This window comes from Primorskyibacter aestuariivivens (assembly GCF_028023675.1).
Classification (GTDB): Bacteria; Pseudomonadota; Alphaproteobacteria; order Rhodobacterales; family Rhodobacteraceae; genus Marinovum; species Marinovum aestuariivivens.
The window spans coordinates 1-21,836 of sequence record NZ_JAQIOZ010000002.1; the positions used below are offsets into that span (position 1 = coordinate 1).

18 protein-coding genes are annotated in these 21,836 nt (G+C 62.0%); 10 read left to right on the plus strand and 8 right to left on the minus strand.

Annotated elements, in window-relative coordinates; translation table 11 throughout:
• Positions 1 to 312 precede the first annotated feature (312 nt).
• Positions 313 to 1,605: an O-acetylhomoserine aminocarboxypropyltransferase/cysteine synthase family protein gene (locus PGB28_RS01690; RefSeq protein WP_271419745.1), complete on the plus strand. Its 1,293-nt coding sequence runs from the start codon at positions 313 to 315 to the stop codon at positions 1,603 to 1,605.
• A gap of 112 nt (positions 1,606 to 1,717) precedes the next feature.
• Complete coding sequence (locus PGB28_RS01695; protein ID WP_271419746.1) at positions 1,718 to 2,203, plus strand: SixA phosphatase family protein; 486 nt, start codon at positions 1,718 to 1,720, stop codon at positions 2,201 to 2,203.
• A gap of 3 nt (positions 2,204 to 2,206) precedes the next feature.
• Here PGB28_RS01695 and PGB28_RS01700 read toward each other — a convergent pair whose 3' ends face one another.
• Positions 2,207 to 2,911, minus strand: coding sequence for an SIMPL domain-containing protein (locus PGB28_RS01700; RefSeq protein WP_271419747.1), 705 nt, complete (start codon positions 2,909 to 2,911; stop codon positions 2,207 to 2,209).
• A gap of 181 nt (positions 2,912 to 3,092) precedes the next feature.
• On the opposite strand from PGB28_RS01700, the gene PGB28_RS01705 reads away from it, so the two are divergent.
• The gene (locus PGB28_RS01705) at positions 3,093 to 6,185 is read left to right on the plus strand and encodes a hypothetical protein (RefSeq protein ID WP_271419748.1); all 3,093 of its coding nucleotides are present in this window, start codon (positions 3,093 to 3,095) and stop codon (positions 6,183 to 6,185) included.
• Positions 6,186 to 6,299: 114 nt separating this feature from the next.
• On the opposite strand, the gene hppD is transcribed toward PGB28_RS01705, so the two are convergent.
• Positions 6,300 to 7,394 (minus strand): 4-hydroxyphenylpyruvate dioxygenase, encoded by a 1,095-nt coding sequence (hppD, locus tag PGB28_RS01710; protein WP_271419749.1) that lies wholly within the window; start codon positions 7,392 to 7,394, stop codon positions 6,300 to 6,302.
• 140 nt (positions 7,395 to 7,534) lie between these two features.
• On the opposite strand from hppD, the gene PGB28_RS01715 reads away from it, so the two are divergent.
• Positions 7,535 to 7,990: an Lrp/AsnC family transcriptional regulator gene (locus PGB28_RS01715; protein WP_271419750.1), complete on the plus strand. Its 456-nt coding sequence runs from the start codon at positions 7,535 to 7,537 to the stop codon at positions 7,988 to 7,990.
• Positions 7,991 to 8,006: 16 nt separating this feature from the next.
• Here the strand turns inward: PGB28_RS01715 and PGB28_RS01720 are convergent, their stop codons facing one another.
• The gene (locus PGB28_RS01720; RefSeq protein WP_271419751.1) at positions 8,007 to 8,558 is read right to left on the minus strand and encodes a hypothetical protein; all 552 of its coding nucleotides are present in this window, start codon (positions 8,556 to 8,558) and stop codon (positions 8,007 to 8,009) included.
• A 249-nt stretch (positions 8,559 to 8,807) separates the two neighbouring features.
• On the opposite strand from PGB28_RS01720, the gene PGB28_RS01725 reads away from it, so the two are divergent.
• Positions 8,808 to 10,685 carry a cation:proton antiporter domain-containing protein gene (locus tag PGB28_RS01725; protein WP_271419752.1) on the plus strand — a complete coding sequence of 626 codons (1,878 nt, stop codon included), beginning with the start codon at positions 8,808 to 8,810 and terminating at the stop codon, positions 10,683 to 10,685.
• Positions 10,686 to 10,796: 111 nt separating this feature from the next.
• Here the strand turns inward: PGB28_RS01725 and PGB28_RS01730 are convergent, their stop codons facing one another.
• From PGB28_RS01730 to PGB28_RS01750, 5 genes are all read right to left on the minus strand, one after another.
• A complete protein-coding gene (locus PGB28_RS01730) occupies positions 10,797 to 11,306 on the minus strand; it encodes a CarD family transcriptional regulator (protein ID WP_271419753.1) in 510 nt (169 codons plus the stop codon).
• A gap of 288 nt (positions 11,307 to 11,594) precedes the next feature.
• Positions 11,595 to 11,933 carry a ferredoxin FdxA gene (fdxA, locus tag PGB28_RS01735; protein WP_271419754.1) on the minus strand — a complete coding sequence of 113 codons (339 nt, stop codon included), beginning with the start codon at positions 11,931 to 11,933 and terminating at the stop codon, positions 11,595 to 11,597.
• Positions 11,934 to 11,982: 49 nt separating this feature from the next.
• Positions 11,983 to 12,366, minus strand: coding sequence for an RNA-binding S4 domain-containing protein (locus PGB28_RS01740; protein ID WP_271419755.1), 384 nt, complete (start codon positions 12,364 to 12,366; stop codon positions 11,983 to 11,985).
• Positions 12,367 to 12,370: 4 nt separating this feature from the next.
• Positions 12,371 to 15,244, minus strand: coding sequence for a helicase-related protein (locus PGB28_RS01745; RefSeq protein ID WP_271419756.1), 2,874 nt, complete (start codon positions 15,242 to 15,244; stop codon positions 12,371 to 12,373).
• A gap of 45 nt (positions 15,245 to 15,289) precedes the next feature.
• Positions 15,290 to 15,850: a tetratricopeptide repeat protein gene (locus PGB28_RS01750; protein WP_271419757.1), complete on the minus strand. Its 561-nt coding sequence runs from the start codon at positions 15,848 to 15,850 to the stop codon at positions 15,290 to 15,292.
• A 65-nt stretch (positions 15,851 to 15,915) separates the two neighbouring features.
• On the opposite strand from PGB28_RS01750, the gene PGB28_RS01755 reads away from it, so the two are divergent.
• From PGB28_RS01755 to PGB28_RS01775, 5 genes are all read left to right on the plus strand, one after another.
• Complete coding sequence (locus tag PGB28_RS01755) at positions 15,916 to 16,206, plus strand: SCP2 sterol-binding domain-containing protein (protein WP_271419758.1); 291 nt, start codon at positions 15,916 to 15,918, stop codon at positions 16,204 to 16,206.
• The gene (locus tag PGB28_RS01760; RefSeq protein WP_271419759.1) at positions 16,206 to 17,183 is read left to right on the plus strand and encodes an alpha/beta fold hydrolase; all 978 of its coding nucleotides are present in this window, start codon (positions 16,206 to 16,208) and stop codon (positions 17,181 to 17,183) included. The genes PGB28_RS01755 and PGB28_RS01760 overlap by 1 nt, the downstream gene beginning before the upstream one ends.
• 46 nt (positions 17,184 to 17,229) lie before the next feature.
• Positions 17,230 to 18,240 (plus strand): ligase-associated DNA damage response exonuclease, encoded by a 1,011-nt coding sequence (locus PGB28_RS01765; RefSeq protein WP_271419760.1) that lies wholly within the window; start codon positions 17,230 to 17,232, stop codon positions 18,238 to 18,240.
• Entirely contained in the window at positions 18,237 to 19,826 is a 1,590-nt protein-coding gene (locus PGB28_RS01770) for an ATP-dependent DNA ligase (protein ID WP_271419761.1), read from the plus strand. The genes PGB28_RS01765 and PGB28_RS01770 overlap by 4 nt, the downstream gene beginning before the upstream one ends.
• A gap of 144 nt (positions 19,827 to 19,970) precedes the next feature.
• Positions 19,971 to 21,791, plus strand: coding sequence for a M3 family oligoendopeptidase (locus tag PGB28_RS01775; RefSeq protein ID WP_271419762.1), 1,821 nt, complete (start codon positions 19,971 to 19,973; stop codon positions 21,789 to 21,791).
• Positions 21,792 to 21,836 lie beyond the last annotated feature (45 nt).

The following is a 21,836-nucleotide window of genomic DNA, read 5'->3' on the forward strand; positions in this document are numbered from 1 at the left end:
CCCGCGGCCCCCCCCCCCCCCGACCGGCTGGAGGGGCTTTGCCCCTCCAGACCTCCCCAGGATATTTTTGAGCCAAAGAAGAACCGGACCGCACCTGCGCCGACCTGATGCGCCGGGATGCCTGGTCCCACTTTCTTAAACCCTCGCAAAAGCGGATAAATCGTTCTCTTTCAACCGGGAAACCGTGGACAAAAACGCACCTTGGCAAAGGGATTCAGAACCCCGTCACGCCGCCAGAAATTCCTTTGCCCCGTCTCGCCAATCCCACCCACACAGTCTACCCTCCGCGCCAAATCAAACACGGAGGATTCCATGACTGACGGCCCAAGCTACGGTTTCGACACGCTGCAGATTCACGCGGGCGCCCGCCCGGACCCCGCCACCGGCGCGCGCCAGGTGCCGATTTATCAGACCACCGCCTATGTGTTCCGCGATGCGGACCACGCCGCGGCGCTCTTCAACCTGCAGGAAGTGGGCTATATCTATTCCCGTCTGACCAACCCCACTGTCGCCGCGCTGCAGGAACGTGTTGCAACGCTTGAAGGCGGCGTTGGCGCGGTCTGCTGCTCCTCGGGTCATGCAGCGCAGATCATGGCGCTGTTCCCGTTGATGGGACCGGGCAAGAACGTGGTGGTGTCCACCCGGCTTTATGGCGGCTCGATCACCCAGTTCAGCCAGACCATCAAGCGCTTTGGATGGTCCGCGAAATTCGTGGATTTCGACGATATGGATGCGGTGGCCGCAGCGATTGACGACGACACCCGCGCCGTGTTCTGCGAATCCATCGCCAACCCGGGCGGCTACATCACCGATCTGGATGCCGCGGCCAAAGTGGCCAGCGATGCGGGTCTGCCGCTGATCGTGGACAACACATCGGCCACGCCATATCTGTGCCGCCCGATCGAACATGGCGCGACGCTGGTGGTGCATTCCATGACCAAATACCTCACCGGCAATGGCACGGTGACCGGCGGCGTCGTGGTGGATTCGGGCAATTTCGACTGGTCGGCGTCGGACAAGTTTCCCTCGCTCTCGGCCCCGGAAGAGGCCTATCACGGGCTCAAGTTCCACGAGACCTTTGGCCCGCTGGCATTTACCTTCCATGGTATCGCCATCGGTCTGCGCGATCTGGGCATGACGCTGAACCCGCAGGCGGCGCATTACACGCTGATGGGGATCGAAACCCTGTCTCTGCGCATGCAACGCCATGTGGAGAACGCCGAAAAGGTTGCCGGTTGGCTGGAAGGCCACGACGCGGTGGATTACGTGACCTATGCCGGTCTGAAATCCTCGCCCTATCATGACCGTGTCGCACGCATCTGTCCCAAGGGTGCGGGCGGGCTGTTCACCGTGGCGCTCAAGGGCGGCTATGACGCCTGTGTCAAATTCGTGGATTCGCTGGAGATTTTCAGCCATGTCGCGAACCTTGGCGATACACGCAGCCTTGTGATCCACTCGGCCTCGACCACCCACCGTCAGCTCACACCCGAGCAACAGGAAGCGGCAGGCGCAGGACCCAATGTGGTGCGCATTTCCATCGGCATTGAGGATGCGGATGACCTGATCGCCGATCTCGATCAGGCGCTGAACAAAGCCTCGGCGTGAGGCATCGGGGGCCGGGCTTTGCCCGGCCCTTTTTAATTCGGCGCGCCGACACGCTTTGCCAGCGGCGGGTTCCGTGTCAATCTAAGGGTCATCTCTGAATGACGGCATGCCCATGAAAACCCTGTTTCTCTCTGCTTTGCTCACCTGCGTCCTTGCCCTGCCCGGCGGCGCACAAGAGGCGGTGTTTCTGATCCGTCACGCGGAAAAGGAGATGGGCGATGACCCGGCCCTGACCGAAGCCGGGCGCATCCGCGCGACGCGTTGGGCGCTGATGCTGGAACAGGCTGGCATCAACGCGGTGATCACGACGGATGCAAGGCGCACGCAGGAAACCGGCGGCATTATCGCCGAGGCGCTCGACCTGCCCATGGGCGAGATCGACCGGCGCGACATTGCCGGGCTGATCGACCTCATGAGCTTTGATCACGAAGAAGACCGCGTGCTGGTCGTGGCGCATCGCGAAACGATCCCGTCGATCCTGTCGGCGCTGGGCCTGTTCGACGCGGTCAGCATTGCAGAAGACGATTTTGCCAATCTGTTTACCGTGACCGGGCTGGCCACCGATGCGCCGGTGCTCGTGCATCAGCGCATGCCCTGAAACTCATTCCGCGATCGCGTAGAGGATGGTGATCTGCGCCGAAAAGGTCAGCTCGCCCCCCGCCACCGGCATCGCGGCCTCGGCCATGATCGGCTCCATCCGGGACATGCGCGGTACAGGTCCGGATGCAGTCCCAGGTTCGCGAATTTCCAGCACTTCGCCCATGCGCACGCCCGCCGCCAATGCGTAAAGCTCGGCCTTGCGCCGGGCGTCGGCCACGGCCCGCCTGCGCGCCTCATCCACCATCGGTTCGGGGCGTTGGACGGCAAAGCTCACACCGGAAAACTGGTTCGCCCCGTCACGCAAGAGCCGGTCCAGCAATTCCCCCAACCGCGCAAAATCCCGCACCCGAATGGAAATATCGTTGCTGGCCACAAAGCCCGAGATTCGCGGCGGTCCCTGGTCGCTTGAGCGGCGGTTCTCCCAGATCGTATCAAGCCGGAGTGATGCGGTCTGAAGATCGCGCGGTTGAATGCCGAATTCCGCAACCGTTTCAAAGAGTTTGCGCACGTCTTCAGAGACCCGGTTCATCGCATCGGCGGCATCTGCGTCCTGATGTGTAACGCCAAGCCGGATCGTCGCCATATCGGGCTGGGCCGTCACCTCACCGGTCCCGGTGACAACGATCATGCGCGGGCTCTCGCCCTCTGCTGCGAAAAGGCCAAGAGGCAGAATGAGCAAAAATACGGTCAAGAAGCGTCTCAACATGTCGGTCCTCCGGGGGTCCTGCACCTATATCTTGGCAAGGATGAACGCCACGCGATGGTTGCACAAGTGACAAAGGTGACAATACCGCGCAAAGCCTTTTTCTCGGCGGGAAGCTGCTATAGATTAAGGAGTCCAAGACCTTGCCTTGCGCGGGTCCAGAAGGAGTGCGAAAGCCAAGCACATGAAACCAGATTTTGCGCTGTCACTATCGTTTGACGGAATCGCGCTGCTCAAACGCGCCTCTGTCTCAGGCGGCCCCGAAGACGGCTGGTTCCGCCTTGGCGAGGTATCGCTGACAGAGGCGGACCTGGGTGCCGCGCTGCAAGCCCTGCGCGCACCGGTCCTGACAGATGCCCAAGGCCCCGGACCCGAGGTCAAATTGCTCCTGCCCGAAGAACAGGTGCGGTTCATGACAGTGGAGGCGGGCGAGGATCGCGCTGCCTGTGTACGGGCCGTGGAACAGGCACTTGATGGCGCAACGCCCTATGCCGTATCGGATCTGGTTTATGACTGGGTGCAGACTGGAGATCAGTTGCATGTGGCAGCGGTGGCACGTGAAACGCTGGCCGAAGCGGAAACATTTGCCAATGATCATGACTTTATACCGCTGTGTTTTGTTACGGTGCCGCCCAAAGGCAATGCTTTCCCGCGCGAGCCGTTTTTCGGGCCGACGCGCACGGCGCTGACCTCCCTCACGCCCGGCGTCACCGTGACGGGCGACGAGTTGCCGATTGCCATTTTGGGCGATGCGCCCACGGAAGATACGCCGCCCGCTGCTCCGGACACCGCACAGGAAACGGACAAACCGGTAGCGGCCAAAGCGCCTCCCAAAGCAGCGGCTGACCCTGAGGACAAAGCAGCCCCGGCGGCCGCCAAGACGGCGCAGGCGCAGGACGCACAGGAGCACGCCTCCAAGCCCGCCGCAGATGACGCCCAGCAGCAACCGCGCAAGACGGCGCAGGCAGACGATGCGAAGGCCCGGCCAGGTGACGAAAAGGCAGCTGACAGCGCAAAGCCCAAGACCAGCCCGGAGCCCGCCAAGGGCCAAAAGGCAGCGGACGTCCCCCCTGCGGGCCAGAACAAGAATGCCGGACAGGACAAAAAAGTCGCCCAGGGCGGAGACCAAGGCAAAGCTGGGCCAGCAGCGCAGAAGGCCGGTCAGGCCAAGACCGGTCAGGCCAAAGCCGGAGGACAAGGCAAGCCGGGCGGACAGGGCAAAGAGACCGCTCAGAAATCGACTGACGCGCCCAAACCGGCCCTCGCCAAGGGCAAGGCTGCAGCGGACAACGCGGCGCAGGACAAAGGCGCGGCCAAAGACCAAGCTGGCAATGCTGAAAAAGCAGCCGCGCAGGCGCCCGGCCCGCTCCGCTCGCCCACGGACGCAGCAGGCGCTGCGAAACCGCTGGCCGGTGCGGACAAAGCCGCCGCGACCGACAAAGCTCCCGCTGTGCCGGGATTTGCCAGTATCCGCGCGCGCCGTGACGATGGTACAGGCAATCCGGCCCCGTCACTGTCCACGAACGCTGCCCCGGCTGGCGCGCGTCCGGCCCCCGATCCGGTCAATACCGCCCTGTCCGAACAGGAACAGCTTGCCGAACAGGCCAAAGCCTCTCTGACCGAGCGCCCCAAAGCCGAAGATCTGGGCAGCGAAACGGACGAAACGGACCAGACCAACAGCACCGGCCAACGCGCTGCCAGCTTTGCCGCAAGCGCCATTGCCCGTGCCTCGACCGGGCTGGGCAAGGGGATCGGGTTTGTCAGCCGTCGCAACACGTCCAGAACAGACCCCGGAACCGACGCCCCCAAACCGGCCCCTGCCCCGGCCAAAGGCGGCCGCCCGCGCTTCCGCCTGCGCCCCAAGGGCGCCGCCACGGCCATGACCGCCGAAGCCATGATGGACGAAAGCGAACGCATGACGGTGTTCGGTGCGCGTGGCCAGGCCAAGGTCGGCGGCAAACCCCGCTTCCTTGGGGTGATCCTGACATCGATCCTGCTTCTTTTCCTTCTCGCGATCGGGGCTTGGGCGTCACTCTTCCTTGACGGCGGATTGGCCAGCCTGTTCCGCCGGGACGACGCACCGGTCGTGGCTTCGGTTACACCGGATGTGCGCGAAAGCGAGATCGAAACACCCGCCCCCGCATCACAGATCCCCGAAACGGCTTTGACCCTGCCGGTGCCCGAGGAAGCCCAGAACGAGGACAGCATCAATGTCGCTTCGCTTAGCGCGGGTGTTCCGGCGCTTAGCGAAGATCTTGTCGATGATCAGCTGAACGGGCTCTCCGTGCCTTTCGAGGCCGAAGCGCTGACCCCGGAACAGGCCGAGGCGCGCTATGCCGCCACAGGAATATGGCAACGCGCGCCTGCACCACCCGATGAGCCACAGCAAGGCATCCTTGCCGATCTTTACGTCGCCTCCATCGACCCCGGCGTCGATCAGGGCGATGCGGTGGCGCTTGCCGCGCTGCGCGAACATTTGTCCGACCTGCCGCCCGAGCCGAAACGCAACCCCCTGCCCTTTGACAGCGGGCTGACCTTTGACGATGACGGGCTGATCGAGCCGACGCCCGAAGGCGTGGTGGTGCCTGGCGGCTACACGCTGATCCTTGGCGCGCCCGAGGTGAAACCGCCGCAGCGCCCCGCTGAAACGCTGGGCGATCTGGCCCCTGCCCCGGCCGCGCCACAGGCCGACGAGGACGCACCGGTGGTTGTGGATGACACGCTGGCCGGGTTTCGCCCGCGTCCGCGCCCGGACAATCTCATCGAACAGAACGAACGCGCCAATCTGGGCGGCATTTCCCTGAGCGAACTGGCCGCCAAACGCCCGCGCGTCCGCCCCGAAGTATCAGAAGAAAAGACCGAGGGTGAAGCGGATGAAACCGCAACGGAATTCGCCGTTGCCACCTCGATCAAACCGAACCGGAGACCGTCGGGCTTTGCCTCGCTGGTCGAGCGCGCACGCGAGAACGAGGAAAACGAGGTCGTGCGCACCGCCGCCGTGGCCCCGCGCACGGTACAGCCTTCGATCCCGTCCAGCGCCAATGTCGCGCGCGAAGCCACGATCCGCAACGCCATCAACCTGCGCAAGGTCAACCTTATCGGGGTCTATGGCAAACCGTCGGCGCGGCGTGCATTGGTCCGGCTGTCCAATGGCCGTTACAAGAAGGTCAAGGTCGGTGACCGTATTGACGGCGGCCGTGTCGCCGCCATTGGCGACGACAGGCTGAGCTATACCAAGGGCGGCCGCCAGATCGTGCTGCGCATGCCCAGCGGGTGATCTCACCCCGGGTCACGTTATCGCTGCCCCCTTCCCAAAAACAAAAAGGAGAGCGCCCTCCCCCGGCGCTCTCCCGAAAAAGGCGGACCGCAGCCCGCCCATGTGTTTTGCGCGTTAGGCCGCCTCGATCTCACCGTTTTCGATCTGCTCGCGCTCGATGGACTCGAACAACGCTTTGAAGTTGCCTTCGCCGAACCCGTCATCGCCTTTGCGCTGGATGAACTCGAAGAAAATCGGCCCGATCACCGTCTTGGAAAAGATCTGCAACAGGATCCTGGTCTCGCCGCCATCGACAACGCCCTCGCCGTCGATCAGGATGCCGTGCTTCTTCATCCGGTCGACGGGTTCGTCATGGCCTGACACGCGGTCAAAGCTGAGATCATAATAAGTGTCCGGCGGTACGGGCATGAATTTCAGCCCGTTCCCGGCAATCGCATCGGTTGCGTCATAGAGCGCATCAGTGCCGACCGCGATATGCTGGATGCCCTCGCCTTTGTATTTCTTGAGATAGGACACGATTTGCCCGGTCTCGCCCCGGTCCTCGTTGATCGGGATGCGGATACGGCCACAGGGCGAGGTCAGCGCGCGGGACAACAGTCCGGTATACTTGCCCTCAATGTCGAAAAACCGGATTTCCCGAAAGTTGAACAGCTCGCCATAGAAGCCGAACCATTTGTCCATGTTTCCCTTGAACACATTGTGGGTCAGGTGATCGAGGTAATAGAACCCGACGCCGCGCGGCTTGCTTTGCGCGATCCAGTCGAATTCCGCGTTATAGGGCGAGGTGTCGTAATACTGGTCGATGAAATAGATCAGGCTACCGCCGATGCCCTTGATCGCGGGCACATCCATGGTCTTGTCATCGCCCTCATAGGGTTCCGCCCCCTTGGACACCGCATGATCAAACGCATGCTGCGCATCCACCACGCGCCATGCCATCGACGGCGCGCAAGGCCCGTGTTCCTCTACAAAACGCGCGGCGAAACTGCCCGGCTCGGCATTGAGCACATAGGTGATGTCGCCCTGCTGCCAAAGCTCGATGGATTTGGACTTGTGATTGGCCACATGGGCATAGCCCATTTTGGTGAAAAGATCGCGCAACTCCTGCGGGTCGGGATGGGCAAACTCAACGAATTCAAACCCATCCGTGCCGGCGGGGTTTTCCGAAGAAATCTTCGATTTCGGAGCGTCGTGCGGGAAAGGTCCCATGGGGTGCCTCCTGTATTACCTGTTCGCTAGCGACACAATAACGGGGATACAGGGATGGATTTGCGCATTCTTCAGGGGTATCATCGCTTGGATCGCGACGAATGCGCAGACAAATCAAAAAATACGCGGAAATCACGCATATGCTCGATTCCACAGATCGCCGTCTCTTGCAGCTGATCCAGCAAGATGCCCATCTCACCGCACAGGAACTGGGCGAGGCGCTGAACCTGTCCCCGTCGCAGGCCGGTCGCCGCCGCCAGCGGCTTGAGGCCGAGGGGTTCATCCGACACTACACCGCGCGGCTGGATGCGGAGAAACTGGGCCTGGGCGTGCAGGCCTTTGTGCAGGTTCAGATGGCATCGCAACGCCCCGAGGACGCCCGCGCCTTTGCCCGGCTGATCGAGACCCAGCCCGAGATTGTCAGCACCTGGACCCTGACCGGCGAGGCCGATTACCTGCTCCGGGTCTATTGCGCCGATCTGGCCGCGCTGAACCGGCTGATCCACGAACGGCTTTTGCCACAACACTTCGTCGCCCGCATACAAAGCCAGATCGTCATGCACCAGTTGAAACAGGATGCGCCGCTGCCGCTTTGACGGGGCGCTGAGTACGTCACTTGCCGCCGAGCGCCTCAACGGTGGTAAAGCCGAACCCCTTGTCCATATCGGCAATGGCAGAGAGGATTTCCGCCACCCGGTCCTCGTCCAGAGGTGCCGCAAAAATGATCTCGCGCATCAGATTTTCGGCAACCACCTGATTGCCCTTGTAATGGGCGTAGAAGGCAAAAGAGAGCGCCGCCAGCGCGGCAACCGTGGTCTGGATTGCCGCCGTGGTGGCCGAACGCTGGCTCCAATGGGTTGATGGCGCGTCCTTGCCTTCGGCTTCGGCTTTCGCCTTGGCGTTCTCGGCCCTGCCCGCCTTGATCGCCACATAGGACGGCCAGACCAGCACCGTGAGCGCCAGGGCAACCGCCACCCAGAATGTCAGCTTGTTCAGCCAGTTATAGGCGGTCGCCTTGATGTGGATATCCTGCACCAGCGCGATACGCCGTGCATCCGGGGTTTGGGCCTCGGCCCCGTGCAGACATTCCGCCACGCTGGGCAGATATCCCGTGCTGCTCATCCAGCGGCGCTCAGGCTTCGGACAGGCGGTTTGCACAGCCACGCTTTACGCTGCGGGTTCTGCCTCTTGCCGGGCAAGGCTCGCATCCGCGGCTGTTTCACCAAGAGCCATCAAGGACAGCCACAGCCACACCGCGATCCATCCAAGGCACTGTTTAATTGACGCCTCCCATTTGATCACCCTCAGGTAGCATTCCACAGAACAGCGCTCTTATCCAAATGAAAACCAAAGCGATGACTTGTGCCGCCTCGCGACAAGCACCATCATGAAACGGCGCAACGGGTGATGATCATGGAAAGCTTTCTCTTTCAGGCCTCTGTCTTTCTTGCTGCCGCGGTAATCGCCGTGCCCATCGCGGCGCGGCTGGGGCTGGGCTCGGTCTTGGGCTATCTGGCGGCGGGCATCCTGATTGGCCCGGTCTTTGGATTTGTCGGCGGGCACGAGACGCAGGAATTGCAGCATTTCGCCGAATTCGGCGTGGTCATGATGCTGTTTCTCATCGGGCTTGAGCTTGAACCCCGTGCGCTGTGGGATATGCGCCACCGGCTGATCGGGTTGGGCGGCTTGCAGATCGGGTTGACCACCGGCGCGGTCATGGCGGGTGGCTTGCTTCTGGGGCTCTACTGGTCTGTGGCGCTGGCCGTGGGCATGATCTTTGCCCTGTCCTCCACGGCCATTGTGCTACAAACACTCAGCGAAAAAGGTCTCATGCAGACCGGCGGGGGACGCGCGACCTTTTCCGTGCTCTTGACCCAGGACATCGCCGTTATCCCCATGCTGGCACTCCTGCCGTTGCTGGCGCTGCGCCCGATGGCCGAATTGCAGCCCGACGGCTCGATCAAACGCGCCACGGACGCCGCCAAGGACGAAGCGCATCACGCGATTTCGCTGGTCGAGGGGCTGCCGGGCTGGGGTGTCACGCTTGTTACCATCGGGGTCGTGGCGGCGATCATCCTTGCCGGGATCTACCTGACCCGGCCGATCTTTCGCTTTATCCACGCCGCCAATCTGCGCGAGATGTATACCGCGCTGGCCTTGCTGATCGTCGTGGGCATCGGCTCTCTCATGATGGCGGTGGGCCTGTCCCCTGCGCTTGGCACCTTCCTTGCCGGCGTGGTGCTGGCCAACTCCGAATTCCGCCATGAGCTGGAAAGCGATATTGAACCGTTCAAGGGTTTGCTTCTGGGCCTGTTCTTCATCACCGTGGGCGCGGGGATCGACTTTGGTACGCTTTTCGGCGCTCCGCTGACAATCCTTGGCCTGACGCTGGCGGTGATTGGCATCAAGGCGGTCATCCTGTATCTTCTGTCCCGCGCCTTCAATATCAAAGGCCGCGATCAGGTGCTCTTCACCCTCGGGTTGGCGCAGGCAGGTGAATTCGGCTTTGTGCTGATCTCCTTCTCCGATCAGACCCGCGTGCTGCCGCCGGGCCTGTCGGAAACGCTTCTGCTGGTGGTGGCACTGTCGATGCTGATCACGCCGCTGCTGTTCATCCTCTACGAGGTCCTGTCGAAGCGCATGGCCGAGCATGGCGATGAACACGAAGCCGACGAAATCGACGAGACGGGGCCGGTGATCATCGCGGGCATCGGCCGCTTTGGGCAGATCGTGAACCGGCTCGTGCAATCGGCAGGGCACAAGACGGTGGTTCTGGACCACAATATCAAGACCATCGAGCTGATGCGCCGCTTCGGCTTCAAGGGCTTCTTTGGCGATCCCACCCGCCCGGAACTGCTGCACGCCGCCGGGCTGGCCGAGGCGCGGGTGATGGTTGTGGCGCTGGACAATGCTGACGCCGCCACGCGGTTGGTCACCTATGTCCGCCGCGAACGCCCTGATATTCACATCGTCGCCCGCGCCCGCGACCGCACCCACGTGTTCAAGCTGTACCAGGCTGGGGCTGATGACATCGTGCGGGAGCTGTTCGACAGCTCGCTGCGCGCGGGGCGCTACGTGCTGGAAAATATCGGCATGACCGAATACGAGGCCGCAGAGGCCGAGAAAGTGTTCTACCAGCATGACCGGCATTCGGTGCGGGAACTGGCCAAGCTCTGGCGTGATGACATCCCGTCGGCGGAAAACGCCCCCTATATCGAACGGGCCAAAGAACTGGAGCGCGACCTCGAAGCGTTGCTTCTGGCTCAATTGCAGAAAGACGATGCGGCGTAGGACCAAATTTCATCCATGAAATTTGCAAATTCTGTCGACAGAATTTGTCACGCCAAGAAAAACCCCGCGCGATTCACATCGCACGGGGTCAAATCTGTCGATGTCAGACGCTTATGCCGCGCGCGACACCAGCACCTCGTCCACCTGCTTGGCGGCAGCCACTTCGTCTCCACCAGAGACAGCGGCCACTTCGCGGGTCAGACGTTCCAGCGCGGCTTCATAAAGCTGGCGCTCGGAGTAGCTCTGTTCGCGCTGGTCATCGTTGCGGTGCAGGTCGCGCACCACTTCGGCGATGGAAATCAGATCACCCGAGTTGATCTTTTGTTCATATTCCTGTGCGCGACGCGACCACATGGCGCGCTTCACCTTGGCCTTGCCCTTGAGCGTGGCCAGCGCCTTGGAAATCACATCGGGCGAGCTCAGCGACCGCATTCCGATCTCGGTTGCCTTGTTCGTCGGCACGCGCAGGGTCATCTTGTCCTTCTCGAACGAGATGACAAACAGCTCCAGCGGGATCCCGGCGATTTCCTGTTTCTCGATGGAAACGATCTGCCCCACGCCGTGGGCGGGGTAGACAACGTAATCGTTCGGGCGGAACTCGTTCTTTTTGGCTTTGGTCATGCAGTCCTTCCTCGCATGTCACTCTCTGCATATTGTAGGCGACAAAAAAACCGGACGGGGATCGCAATCTCCGCTTCCGGGTTCAACAGATTGTCTAGGTCAAGATGCCAGTGGAGTGCTCCACGGACTTATGCAGATCGAATAACTCATGTGAGCAATAACATATCATAAAAACGATACGATTGCCACACAAGAACAGCAGCACACATGATTCTCGAACTATGGTCAACAAGTTAAAAGCAAAACCTCATGCAGAACATGAGTTTTTTCACAGCGCTTTAAAGCGAATCAGCCGCCTTCGCCGGGCGCTTCGGAGAAGTATTTCTCAAGCTTGCCCTCTTCGCCATCACGCTCTTCAGCCTCGGGCAGCGGGTCTTTCTTGGTGATGATCACCGGCCAGAGCTCGGAGTATTTGCGGTTGAACTCCACCCATTTCTCCGCCTCCGGCTCAGTGTCCGGGCGGATCGCATCGGCGGGGCATTCCGGTTCGCAGACGCCGCAATCGATGCATTCATCCGGGTGGATCACCAGCATGTTCTCGCCCTCGTAGAAACAATCCACCGGGCATACCTCGACACAGTCGGTGTATTTGCAGGCGATGCATTTGTCGTTGACGATATAGGTCATGGGGCGCCTCTTACATGCTGTCGGGCGATAGCTAGTCCAGAGTGAGGGATCATTCAAGCGTCCGGTTGGCGTAAAGATCAGCCTTGCGACGATCTCGCTTGGTCGGACGCCCCTTTCCTTCATAAGCCGGATTCGCGGACTGCCTGTTCTCTTTCGGCGGCTCAGGCGGGGACAGGTCTTCGTAAAGCGCCTGCGCCTCAGGGGCCGGGCCGCGCCGGGTGCCAAGCGCCGCGATCTTGATCACCCGCACGCGTTCGGCCTGCACGAAGGTCAGCACATCATCCACGGACACCATGCGCCCGGGCTTGGACACTTTCGTGCTGTTCACCCGCACACCATCGGTCGACACAACCTTTGCTGCCAGCGAGCGCGTCTTGAAAAAACGCGCCTGCCAGAGCCATTTGTCGAGCCGCAGCTTTTCGCCGTCGGACAAGGGGTCAGCCCTTGTCCTTCAGCCCCATCAGCGCTGCGGCAAAGGGATTATCCGGGTCGATGCGGTCTTTCTTCTCGGGACGCGACTGGAAGGTCTTGGGCCCCTGCTCGCGGCGCGGACCTTTGCCCTTGCCGCCCTTGGGACCACCCCGGCCCTTGCCTTTGGGGGCACCCCCGCCACGGGCATTGCGCTCACCACGCGGCTTGCCACCGCCCTGACGCGGGGCACGTCCCCAGGTGAAGGTGTAGTAAACCTCGATTTCCGGCGCGGCCTTTTCCTCATCCGGCGCGTCCCCGGGGGCCACCTCACCGGCGGCTTCGTCCACACCGGCCTCGGCCTCGCGGGTCGCGATCTCGGCCTCAGACGCAGTATCGGCCTTGGTTTCCGCCTCGGGCTCTGCCGGAGCTGCAGCCGCTTCGCCGGTCTCGGCGGGTTGGGCCGTATCCATCACCGGCGTGTCGCCCTCGGGCGCTTTACCCTCGACCGCCTGATCCACCGGCTTGACCTTTTCACGTTCGCCGCGCTCGGCCTTGTAGCCCAGCCCCTGCATCAGATCCGCGAACTGCTCCAGCGTCATGCCAGTGATCGACAGCATGTCGGGTTTGGCCTCAAAGCCCGCCCGCGTATCCTCGGCCCGGACCATGTCGGCCAGCCGTTCCAGCATATCGATGCGGATCGCCCGCGCGCCCGCCTTGCGATAGCCCGACATGATATCAGCACCCTCGGGCGCGCCCTCATCCGACGGGACCGTGACCAGACCCGGCGGCGGCGCTTCGGGGAACACATCCAGCCCCTGCGCCAGCGACCACAGCACCAGACGCAGGCGCGTCGGCGCAGGTTTCAGCAGGAGCGGCATGAAAATCGTGAACTGGCCAAAGCGGATTCCATGCTTGCGCAACGCGCCGCGCGCGTCCTGATCCAGCGCCTTGACCTCGTCGGCGACCTGCGCACGCGGCAACACGCCCAGCGCCTCGACCATCTGAAACGCAAAGCCGCGCGCCAGCCCGGTCAGGGTTTCATCCTTTTGAAGCCCGATCAGCGGCTCGAACGCCGTCGCGATCTTGCGGTCGATGAAATGCTGCAACCGGCGCTGCACCTTCTGCGCCACATCCGGTCCGGCCTCGTCGTCGACAAAGGCCTTGATCTCGGGCTTGAGCGGCTCGGATCCCTTGACCAGCTTGCCCACCGCCTGATCGCCCCACATGAGGCCACCCTGTTCGGTGAAATCAATCTCGGTATCCGGCGCATTATAGAACCGGTCGGCCCGCAGGTGGAAATGCGGGGCCAAAGCCTGCAGCGACGCTGCCTTGAGCGTCTTGGCCTCCTGCCCGCTTGCATCCTTGTCCTGCCGGAAGCGGAACCCCTCAAGACGGCCGACGAATTCGCCCTCGACCGTCACTTCACCATTGTCGTTCACTTCGGCCAAGAGGGCCTCCTTCTGCTTCAACCGGCGCATCAATACGGATGTGCGCCGATCAACAAATCTCTGGGTCAGCCGCGCATGCAGCGCATCTGACAGTCGGTCTTCTACAGCGCGCGTTTCCCCGCGCCAATGGCTTTCGTCGCCAACCCAGCCTTTCCGCTGCGCGACATAGGTCCATGTGCGGATATATGCCAATCTCTTCGACAATGTGTCGATATCTCCGTCGATCCGGTCAATCCGCCGCACCTGACGGGCCAGCCAGTCGTCGGGAACCCGGCCACTCTGGTGCAAAAAGCCGAAAATCGTGCCCAAAAGCCCCGCATGTTCCGCATGGCTGATGCCGCGGAAGTCCGGAATCCGACAGACATCCCACAAAAGCTGCACCGCCTGAGGCCCGGTGGCGCGGGCAAAGACCTCGTCATCCTGCGCCAGCGTCCGCAACGCGCGCAGGTCGTCGGCCTCGCGGGCGCGCAGCAAGAGCTCATCATCGGGCGGCTGTTCCAGCGCGGCGATCAGCCGGTCGATCGAGCCGAATTCCAGCCGCGCATTGCGCCATTGCAGCTTCTTGATCGGCGTGAACCGGTGGTTGGTGATGGCCTCCGCCAGTTCTTCATGCAGAGGTGGGGCTTCGCCTGTCACGCCAAAGGTGCCGTCGCGCATGCCCCGCCCGGCCCGGCCAGCGATCTGCGCCAACTCGTTGGGGGCCAGCGGCCGCATGCGCCGCCCGTCAAACTTGGTCAGGCTGGAAAAGGCCACGTGGTTCACATCAAGGTTCAACCCCATCCCGATGGCATCGGTCGCCACAAGGAAATCCACATCACCGTTCTGATAAAGTTCGACCTGCGCATTGCGTGTGCGGGGGCTCAAAGCGCCCATAACCACCGCTGCACCGCCCTTTTGACGGCGCAGAAGTTCAGCAATTGCATAGACATTCTCAACGGAAAATCCGACGATAGCGCTGCGCGCCTGCAGGCGGCTTATCTTTTTCGAACCAATATAGCTCAATTGGCTCATCCGCTCGCGGCGCAGGAATTCCACCCCCGGCACCAGCGCCCTGATCGGCCCGCTCATCGTTTCAGAGCCCAGAAACAACGTCTCATGCGTGCCGCGCATCCGCAGCAGGCGGTCGGTGAAAACGTGACCGCGCTCAGGATCTGCGCAGAGCTGAATTTCGTCGATGGCGACGAAATCCGCCCCCATGCCTTCGGGCATCGCCTCGACCGTGCAGACCCAATATTGCGCGCGTGGCGGCACGATGCGCTCTTCGCCGGTGACCAGCGCCACCACAGATGGCCCGCGCGCCGCGACGATCCGATCATAGACCTCGCGCGCCAAAAGCCGGAGCGGCAACCCGATGATGCCGGAACGATAGCCCAGCATCCGTTCGATGGCATAATGGGTCTTGCCCGTATTCGTGGGTCCAAGGACCGCAACGATCCGCGATTCCATCGCCATGATGCCCCCTGATGCCTGGAAGATACGGTGCTGCGACCAATCGCGTTAGAGTTCCTGGCCTTGCACCCCCGTGCGCAGCCGCTCAACGCCCTTTTGGGCCTCTTCATCATGGGGATGCAAGCGCAACACCATTTCATACGCCTCATAGGCGCGCGTTTCGTCGCCAAGCGTCTCAAACACCACAGCAAGTCCGCGTATGGCCCCGAAATGCTGCGGATTCAACTCCAGCACCCTTTCAAGATCGCCCAGCGCCGGTCCGATCAGATCGGCCTTGAAATAAGCCATGGCGCGGGTGTGAAACCCTTCGGCAAACTCCGGCGCATGGTCGGTCAAAGCGGTCAGATGCTCGATCGCGGCCTCAAGATTGTCGATATCAAGCGCGTCGCGCCCGCGCTTGAGCAGCAGGTCCATCGCCGCAGAGCCGCTTTTCGACCAGCTGCGCGCAATCTCACGCTCGATCCGCGCGGCCTCGGCCGCATCGGCCTGTTGCAATTGTTGCAACAAATCGCCGGTCTCATCCGCCCGTACACCAAAAGGTAGGGAAAACGTGACTATCAGCGAAACTGCCGCGACGCTATGTTTGAAGTGATGTCTGATCGTGCCCATAGTGCAATCAATGTAGCGCAGTGGGTTGGAATTACTACCCGCGATCAGACATAGGGAGAACGCAAATGAGTGAAGTCGTGACCGAAGCGGTCAAGGCCCTGAATGGCAAGCTTGACGGCGGCCAGTTCGACGGTTGTGCCAAATTCGTCATCGAGGACGAAGGCGCGATTGTCGTTGATGGTGACGGTGCGCGCGCCTCAGATGACGAGGCCGATGTCACCCTGACCGCCGATGCCGACACGTTCCGCGCAATCCTTGACGGAGACATAGACCCCACCTCGGCCTTCATGAGCGGCAAGCTTTCGGTCGATGGTGACATGGGTCTGGCCATGCAACTGGGATCGGTACTGAGTTAATGAGCTTACAACCTGCGCCTTATTTCCAAGACATCGCGGCGGATGTGCCCGGCGCAACCGCCTATTGGGTCAAGGCGCAGGATGGTCCGCGCCTGCGCATCGGTCATTGGCCGACGCAAGGCACGCCCCGCGGCACGGTTCTGATTTTCCCGGGCCGCACGGAATATATCGAGAAATATGCGCATGTTGCGGCGGATTTCTCGGCGCAGGGGTATGCCTCGGTGGCCATTGACTGGCGCGGTCAGGGGCTGGGGGAACGGCTGGTGCCCGATACCCGCGTGGGCCATGTGAACGCCTTCGCCGATTATCAGCATGATGTCCGGGCCGCGACCGATCTGGCCGCTGCGCTCGATCTGCCCAAGCCGTGGTTTCTTCTGGCGCATTCCATGGGCGGTTGCATCGGCCTGCGCGCCCTGCACGAGGGGTTGCCGGTGGCGGCCTCGGTCTTTACCGGGCCGATGTGGGGCATCCGTATCGCCAGCGCGGTGCGCCCAGCGGCCTGGGCCGTGGGCTGGACCTCCAAGCTGATCGGGCTCAGCCATCTCTACGCGCCCTCCACCGGGGCCGAAAGCTATGTCGCGACAGCGGCTTTCGAGGATAATGTGCTGACCCGCGACAGGCTCATGTTCGATCTGATGCGTGATCAGGTCCTGAAACGCCCCGAGCTGCAACTGGGCGGGCCCTCTTTGCGCTGGCTGCATGAAGCGCTGGTCGAGACACGGCAGCTTGCCGCGCGCCCCGCGCCGAATGTGCCCTGCCTGACCATCGTGGGGGATAACGAACGCATCGTCTCCGTGCCCCGGATCGAAGATCGCATGACAAGCTGGCCCAATGGGCGGCTTGAGGTGATCAAGGATGGCGAACACGAGGTGCTGATGGAAAGCGATGCGGTGCGCGCGCCCATCCTGCGACAGATCCTTGAGCATTTCGACACCCACGCCAAGGCCCCCTCCGCGGCTCTGGCCGAACAGGTCTGACCCCGGACGCGCTTGCCACGCCGGGCCGGACCCCTATCCTCCCCTCATGGTTCTGAGCTTTACCGAACGTGGCATCTATTGCCCCGCGGGCGATTTCTACGTCGATCCGTGGAAACCCGTGCCGCGCGCCCTGATCACCCATGGCCACGCGGATCATGCCCGCCCCGGTCATGGCGCATATCTTTGCACTCATGGCGCGGCACCCGTCATGCGTCACCGTCTTGGGGACATCCGGCTGGACACCATTGCCTATGCCGAGACGCGCCAGATCGGCAGTGCCCGGGTAAGCTTTCACCCGGCTGGCCATGTGCCGGGATCGGCCCAGATCAGGATCGAAGTCGGCGGCGAGGTCTGGGTTGTCTCCGGCGACTACAAGACCACGCCGGACGGTCTGTCCGAAGCTTTTGAGCCGGTGCGCTGCCACAGCTTCATCTCCGAATGCACCTTTGGTCTGCCGGTGTTCACATGGGAGCCGCAGGACATCGTAATCAACCAAATCAACCAATGGTGGGCCGCCAATGCTTCCGCCGGGATCACTACGATGCTGGGGGCCTATTCCTTGGGCAAGGCGCAACGCCTGCTGGCCGCGATCGACCCGTCGATTGGTCCGATCCTGACCCATGGCGCGGTTGAGGCCACCAATGCGGTGCTGCGTGGTCAGGGCTACGCGCTGCCCGAGACCGTACCCGTCATGCCCGACACGGATCACAAGGCATATCCCGGCGCGCTGGTCCTTGCCCCGCCATCGGCGCTGGGATCGGCCTGGGCGCGCAAATTCGGGCCTCAATCCACCGGCTTTGCCTCGGGATGGATGCGGTTGCGCGGTGTGCGGCGGCGCCGCGCGGGCGATCGGGGTTTTGTCATCTCCGACCATGCGGACTGGCCCGGGCTTTTGGATGCCATAAGGACAACGGAAGCAGAAAATATATATGTCACGCATGGTTACACGGATATCTTCGCACGATATCTGCGCGAGACAGGGTATAATGCACAGATCGTTGCGACGGATTACACCGGGGAAGTGCTGGATCCGGCACCGGATGAGGATGGCGCATGAAGGAGTTTGCCGCGCTGTTCACCCGCATTGATCAAACCACGAAAACCAGCATAAAAATCAATGCATTGTCCGACTATCTTCAATTCGCCCCCAAGGAGGATCGGCTCTGGTGCATTGCGCTCTTCACCGGGCGCAGACCACGCCGCGCCGTGACCACCACGCAGCTGCGCGAATGGGCCGCCGAAGCCGCCGGAATTCCCCTTTGGCTGCTGGAAGAAAGCTATCCGGTTGTCGGCGATCTGGCCGAGACCATCGCACTGATCCTGCCCCCGAACGGGCAATACACAAATCACGGATTATCACATTGGATCAATGAATTACGCGACCTTCATGATGTTGAAAACGAGGCACGCATGCCGCGCATCCTCGCCGCCTGGGATCAGCTGGCCCCGACCGAACGCTTTTTGTTCAACAAGCTGATCACCGGCGGCTTCCGCATCGGCATCAGCCAGAAACTCATGACCCGCGCGCTGGCCCGCGCGCTGGACCGGGACGAGGCGGAAATGGCGCATCGGCTCATGGGCAACTGGTCGCCCGAGACCACGACATGGGACGCACTGATCGAGGCCGAAGACCCTGCCACCGATCTCAGCCGCCCCTATCCGTTTTACCTCGCCTACCAGCTTGACGATGCGCCCGAGACGCTGGGCGATCCGTCCGACTGGTCCGCCGAATGGAAATGGGACGGCATTCGCGGTCAGGTGATCCTGCGCGGCGGAGAGCATTTCGTCTGGTCGCGCGGCGAAGAGCTGATGACCGACCGGTTCCCTGAACTTGCCCGGCTGCGCGATTTCCTACCCGATGGCACGGTGCTGGATGGTGAAATCCTCGCGTGGCGGGACGGGCCGCTGCCCTTTAACGCGTTACAGAAACGGATCGGGCGCAAAACGGTGCCGAAAAAGCTGCTGACGGAGGCCCCGGTTGCCATGGCCGCCTATGACCTACTGGAAACAGGGGGCGTGGATCTGCGTGCGCAGCCCTATGCAACCCGCCGCGCGCAGCTTGAAACGCTTTGCCGGGACCTGCCCGCAGATGCGCCGCTGCATCTGCCCCCACACGTGACCTTTGACACGTGGGACGCGCTGGCCCAAACGCGCGCCACGGCCCGTAACCACAGTTCCGAGGGCGTCATGCTCAAACGCCGCGCCTCGCCCTATCTGGCGGGCCGCAAGAAAGGCGACTGGTGGAAATGGAAACTGGACCCGCTCACCGTGGATGCTGTGATGATCTACGCCCAGTCCGGTCACGGGCGGCGCGCCAATCTCTTTACCGATTTCACCTTTGCGGTGCGCGACGGCAATGAGCTTGTTCCCTTTACCAAGGCCTATTCCGGCCTGACCGACGCCGAGTTCCGCGAAATCAGCGCCTGGGTTCGCAAGAACACCCTGCAACGCTTTGGCCCGGTCCGGCAGGTCACGCCGCATCACGTCTTTGAAATCGCCTTTGAAGGCATTTTTGAGTCCCCGCGCCACAAATCCGGGCTGGCGCTGCGCTTTCCGCGCATGTCGCGGTGGCGGCGGGACAAGCCGCTGGATGAGGCCAATACGCTGGACGACCTGCGTGCGCTTCTCAAGGCATATGACTAGCAATGTTCCGTGAGCCGAGACAGGCCCGGCCCGCAGATGGACAAGGCCAGCGTTCCTGATCTGCCCCCGCCGGCGTAACGCGACCTTGAACCTTGGGGGGCCGGACGCTTAAGTGTCGCTAAGACCAAAACCAAAGGATATTCCATGCTCAATCTCCCCTTCCCCGTCCGCGATGCCAATGCCGCCGGTGGCAGCGACAATCTCGGCAATCTTCCCGAATGGGACCTGAGCGATCTGTATGCCGGCGATGACGCGCCAGAACTGGAGCGTGACCTCAAATGGCTGGAAAAAGAATGCGCCAGCTTTGCCGACGATTATGAGGGCAAGCTGGACACGCTTGATGCCGAAGGGCTGCTGAATTGCGTGCTGCGCAATGAAAAGATCAGCGGTATTGCCGGGCGCATCATGTCCTATGCGGGTCTGCGTTATTACCAGCTGACCACCGATGGCGCACGCGCCAAGTTCATGTCGGATATGCAGGAAAAGATCACCAATTTCACCACGCCGCTGGTGTTCTTCACGCTGGAGCTGAACCGGCTTTCGGATGACCATCTGGACGGGCTTCTGGCCTCCAACGCCGATCTGGCGAGGTATCAGCCGGTTTTCCGCCGCATTCGCGCGATGAAACCTTACCAGCTCTCGGACGAGCTGGAGAAATTCCTGCATGACCTCGGCGTTGTGGGCGATGCCTGGGAGCGGCTGTTTGACGAGACCATAGCCGGGCTCACCTTTACCGTCGATGGGGAAGAGCTCAATATCGAGGGCACGCTCAACTTCCTCACCGACCAGAACCGCGACAAGCGCGAAGCCGCCGCCCGCGAACTGGCCCGGGTGTTCTCCGACAACATCCGCACCTTTTCTCGCGTGCACAACACCGCCGCCAAGGAAAAGGAAGTGATCGACCGCTGGCGCAAGATGCCCACTGCCCAGACCGGGCGGCACCTGTCCAACGATGTGGAGCCCGAAGTGGTCGAGGCGCTGCGCAATGCCGTGGTCGCCGCCTATCCGCGCCTGTCGCATCGCTATTACGAGCTGAAGCGCAAATGGCTGGGGCTGGACCGGATGCAGGTCTGGGACCGCAACGCGCCCCTGCCCATGGAAGAGACCCGCACCGTCGGCTGGGACGAGGCGCGTGACATCGTGCAGGAGGCTTATGGCGAGTTCGATCCCAAAATGGCCGAACTGTCCGAACCGTTCTTTACCAAAGGCTGGATCGACGCGGGCGTCAAACCGGGCAAGGCCCCAGGTGCGTTTGCCCATCCCACAGTCACCGATGTGCACCCTTATGTGATGCTGAACTACCTGGGCAAACCGCGCGACGTGATGACATTGGCGCATGAGCTGGGCCACGGCGTGCATCAGCGGCTGGCGGCCGATCAGGGCGAAATGCTGTCCTCCACGCCTTTGACGCTGGCCGAAACCGCATCGGTCTTTGGCGAAATGCTGACCTTCCGCAAGATGCTGGACAAGGCGAAGCCCCAAGCCGAGCGCAAGGTGCTGCTTGCAGGCAAGGTCGAGGACATGATCAACACGGTCGTGCGCCAGATCGCGTTTTACGATTTCGAATGCAAATTGCACGCGGCCCGCCGCGAGGGCGAGCTAACCCCGGATGACATCAACGCGCTGTGGATGTCGGTTCAGGCGGAATCTCTGGGCGATGCCTTTGACTTCATGGAAGGCTACGAGACCTTCTGGGCCTATATCCCGCACTTCGTGCACACGCCGTTTTACGTCTATGCCTATGCCTTTGGTGATGGCCTCGTAAACGCGCTCTACGCGGTCTACGAGGAAAACCCCGAGGGCTTTCAGGAGAAATATTTCGACATGCTGCGCGCGGGCGGCTCGAAACACCACAAAGAGCTCCTCGCCCCCTTCGGCCTTGACGCCTCGGACCCGGCCTTCTGGGACAAGGGGCTGAGCATGATCGAAGGTATGATCGACGAGTTGGAGGCGATGGAGCGCTGACACCAGCCAAAGGTGGCGCACGTCAGGAACGGACATAGCCCCGGC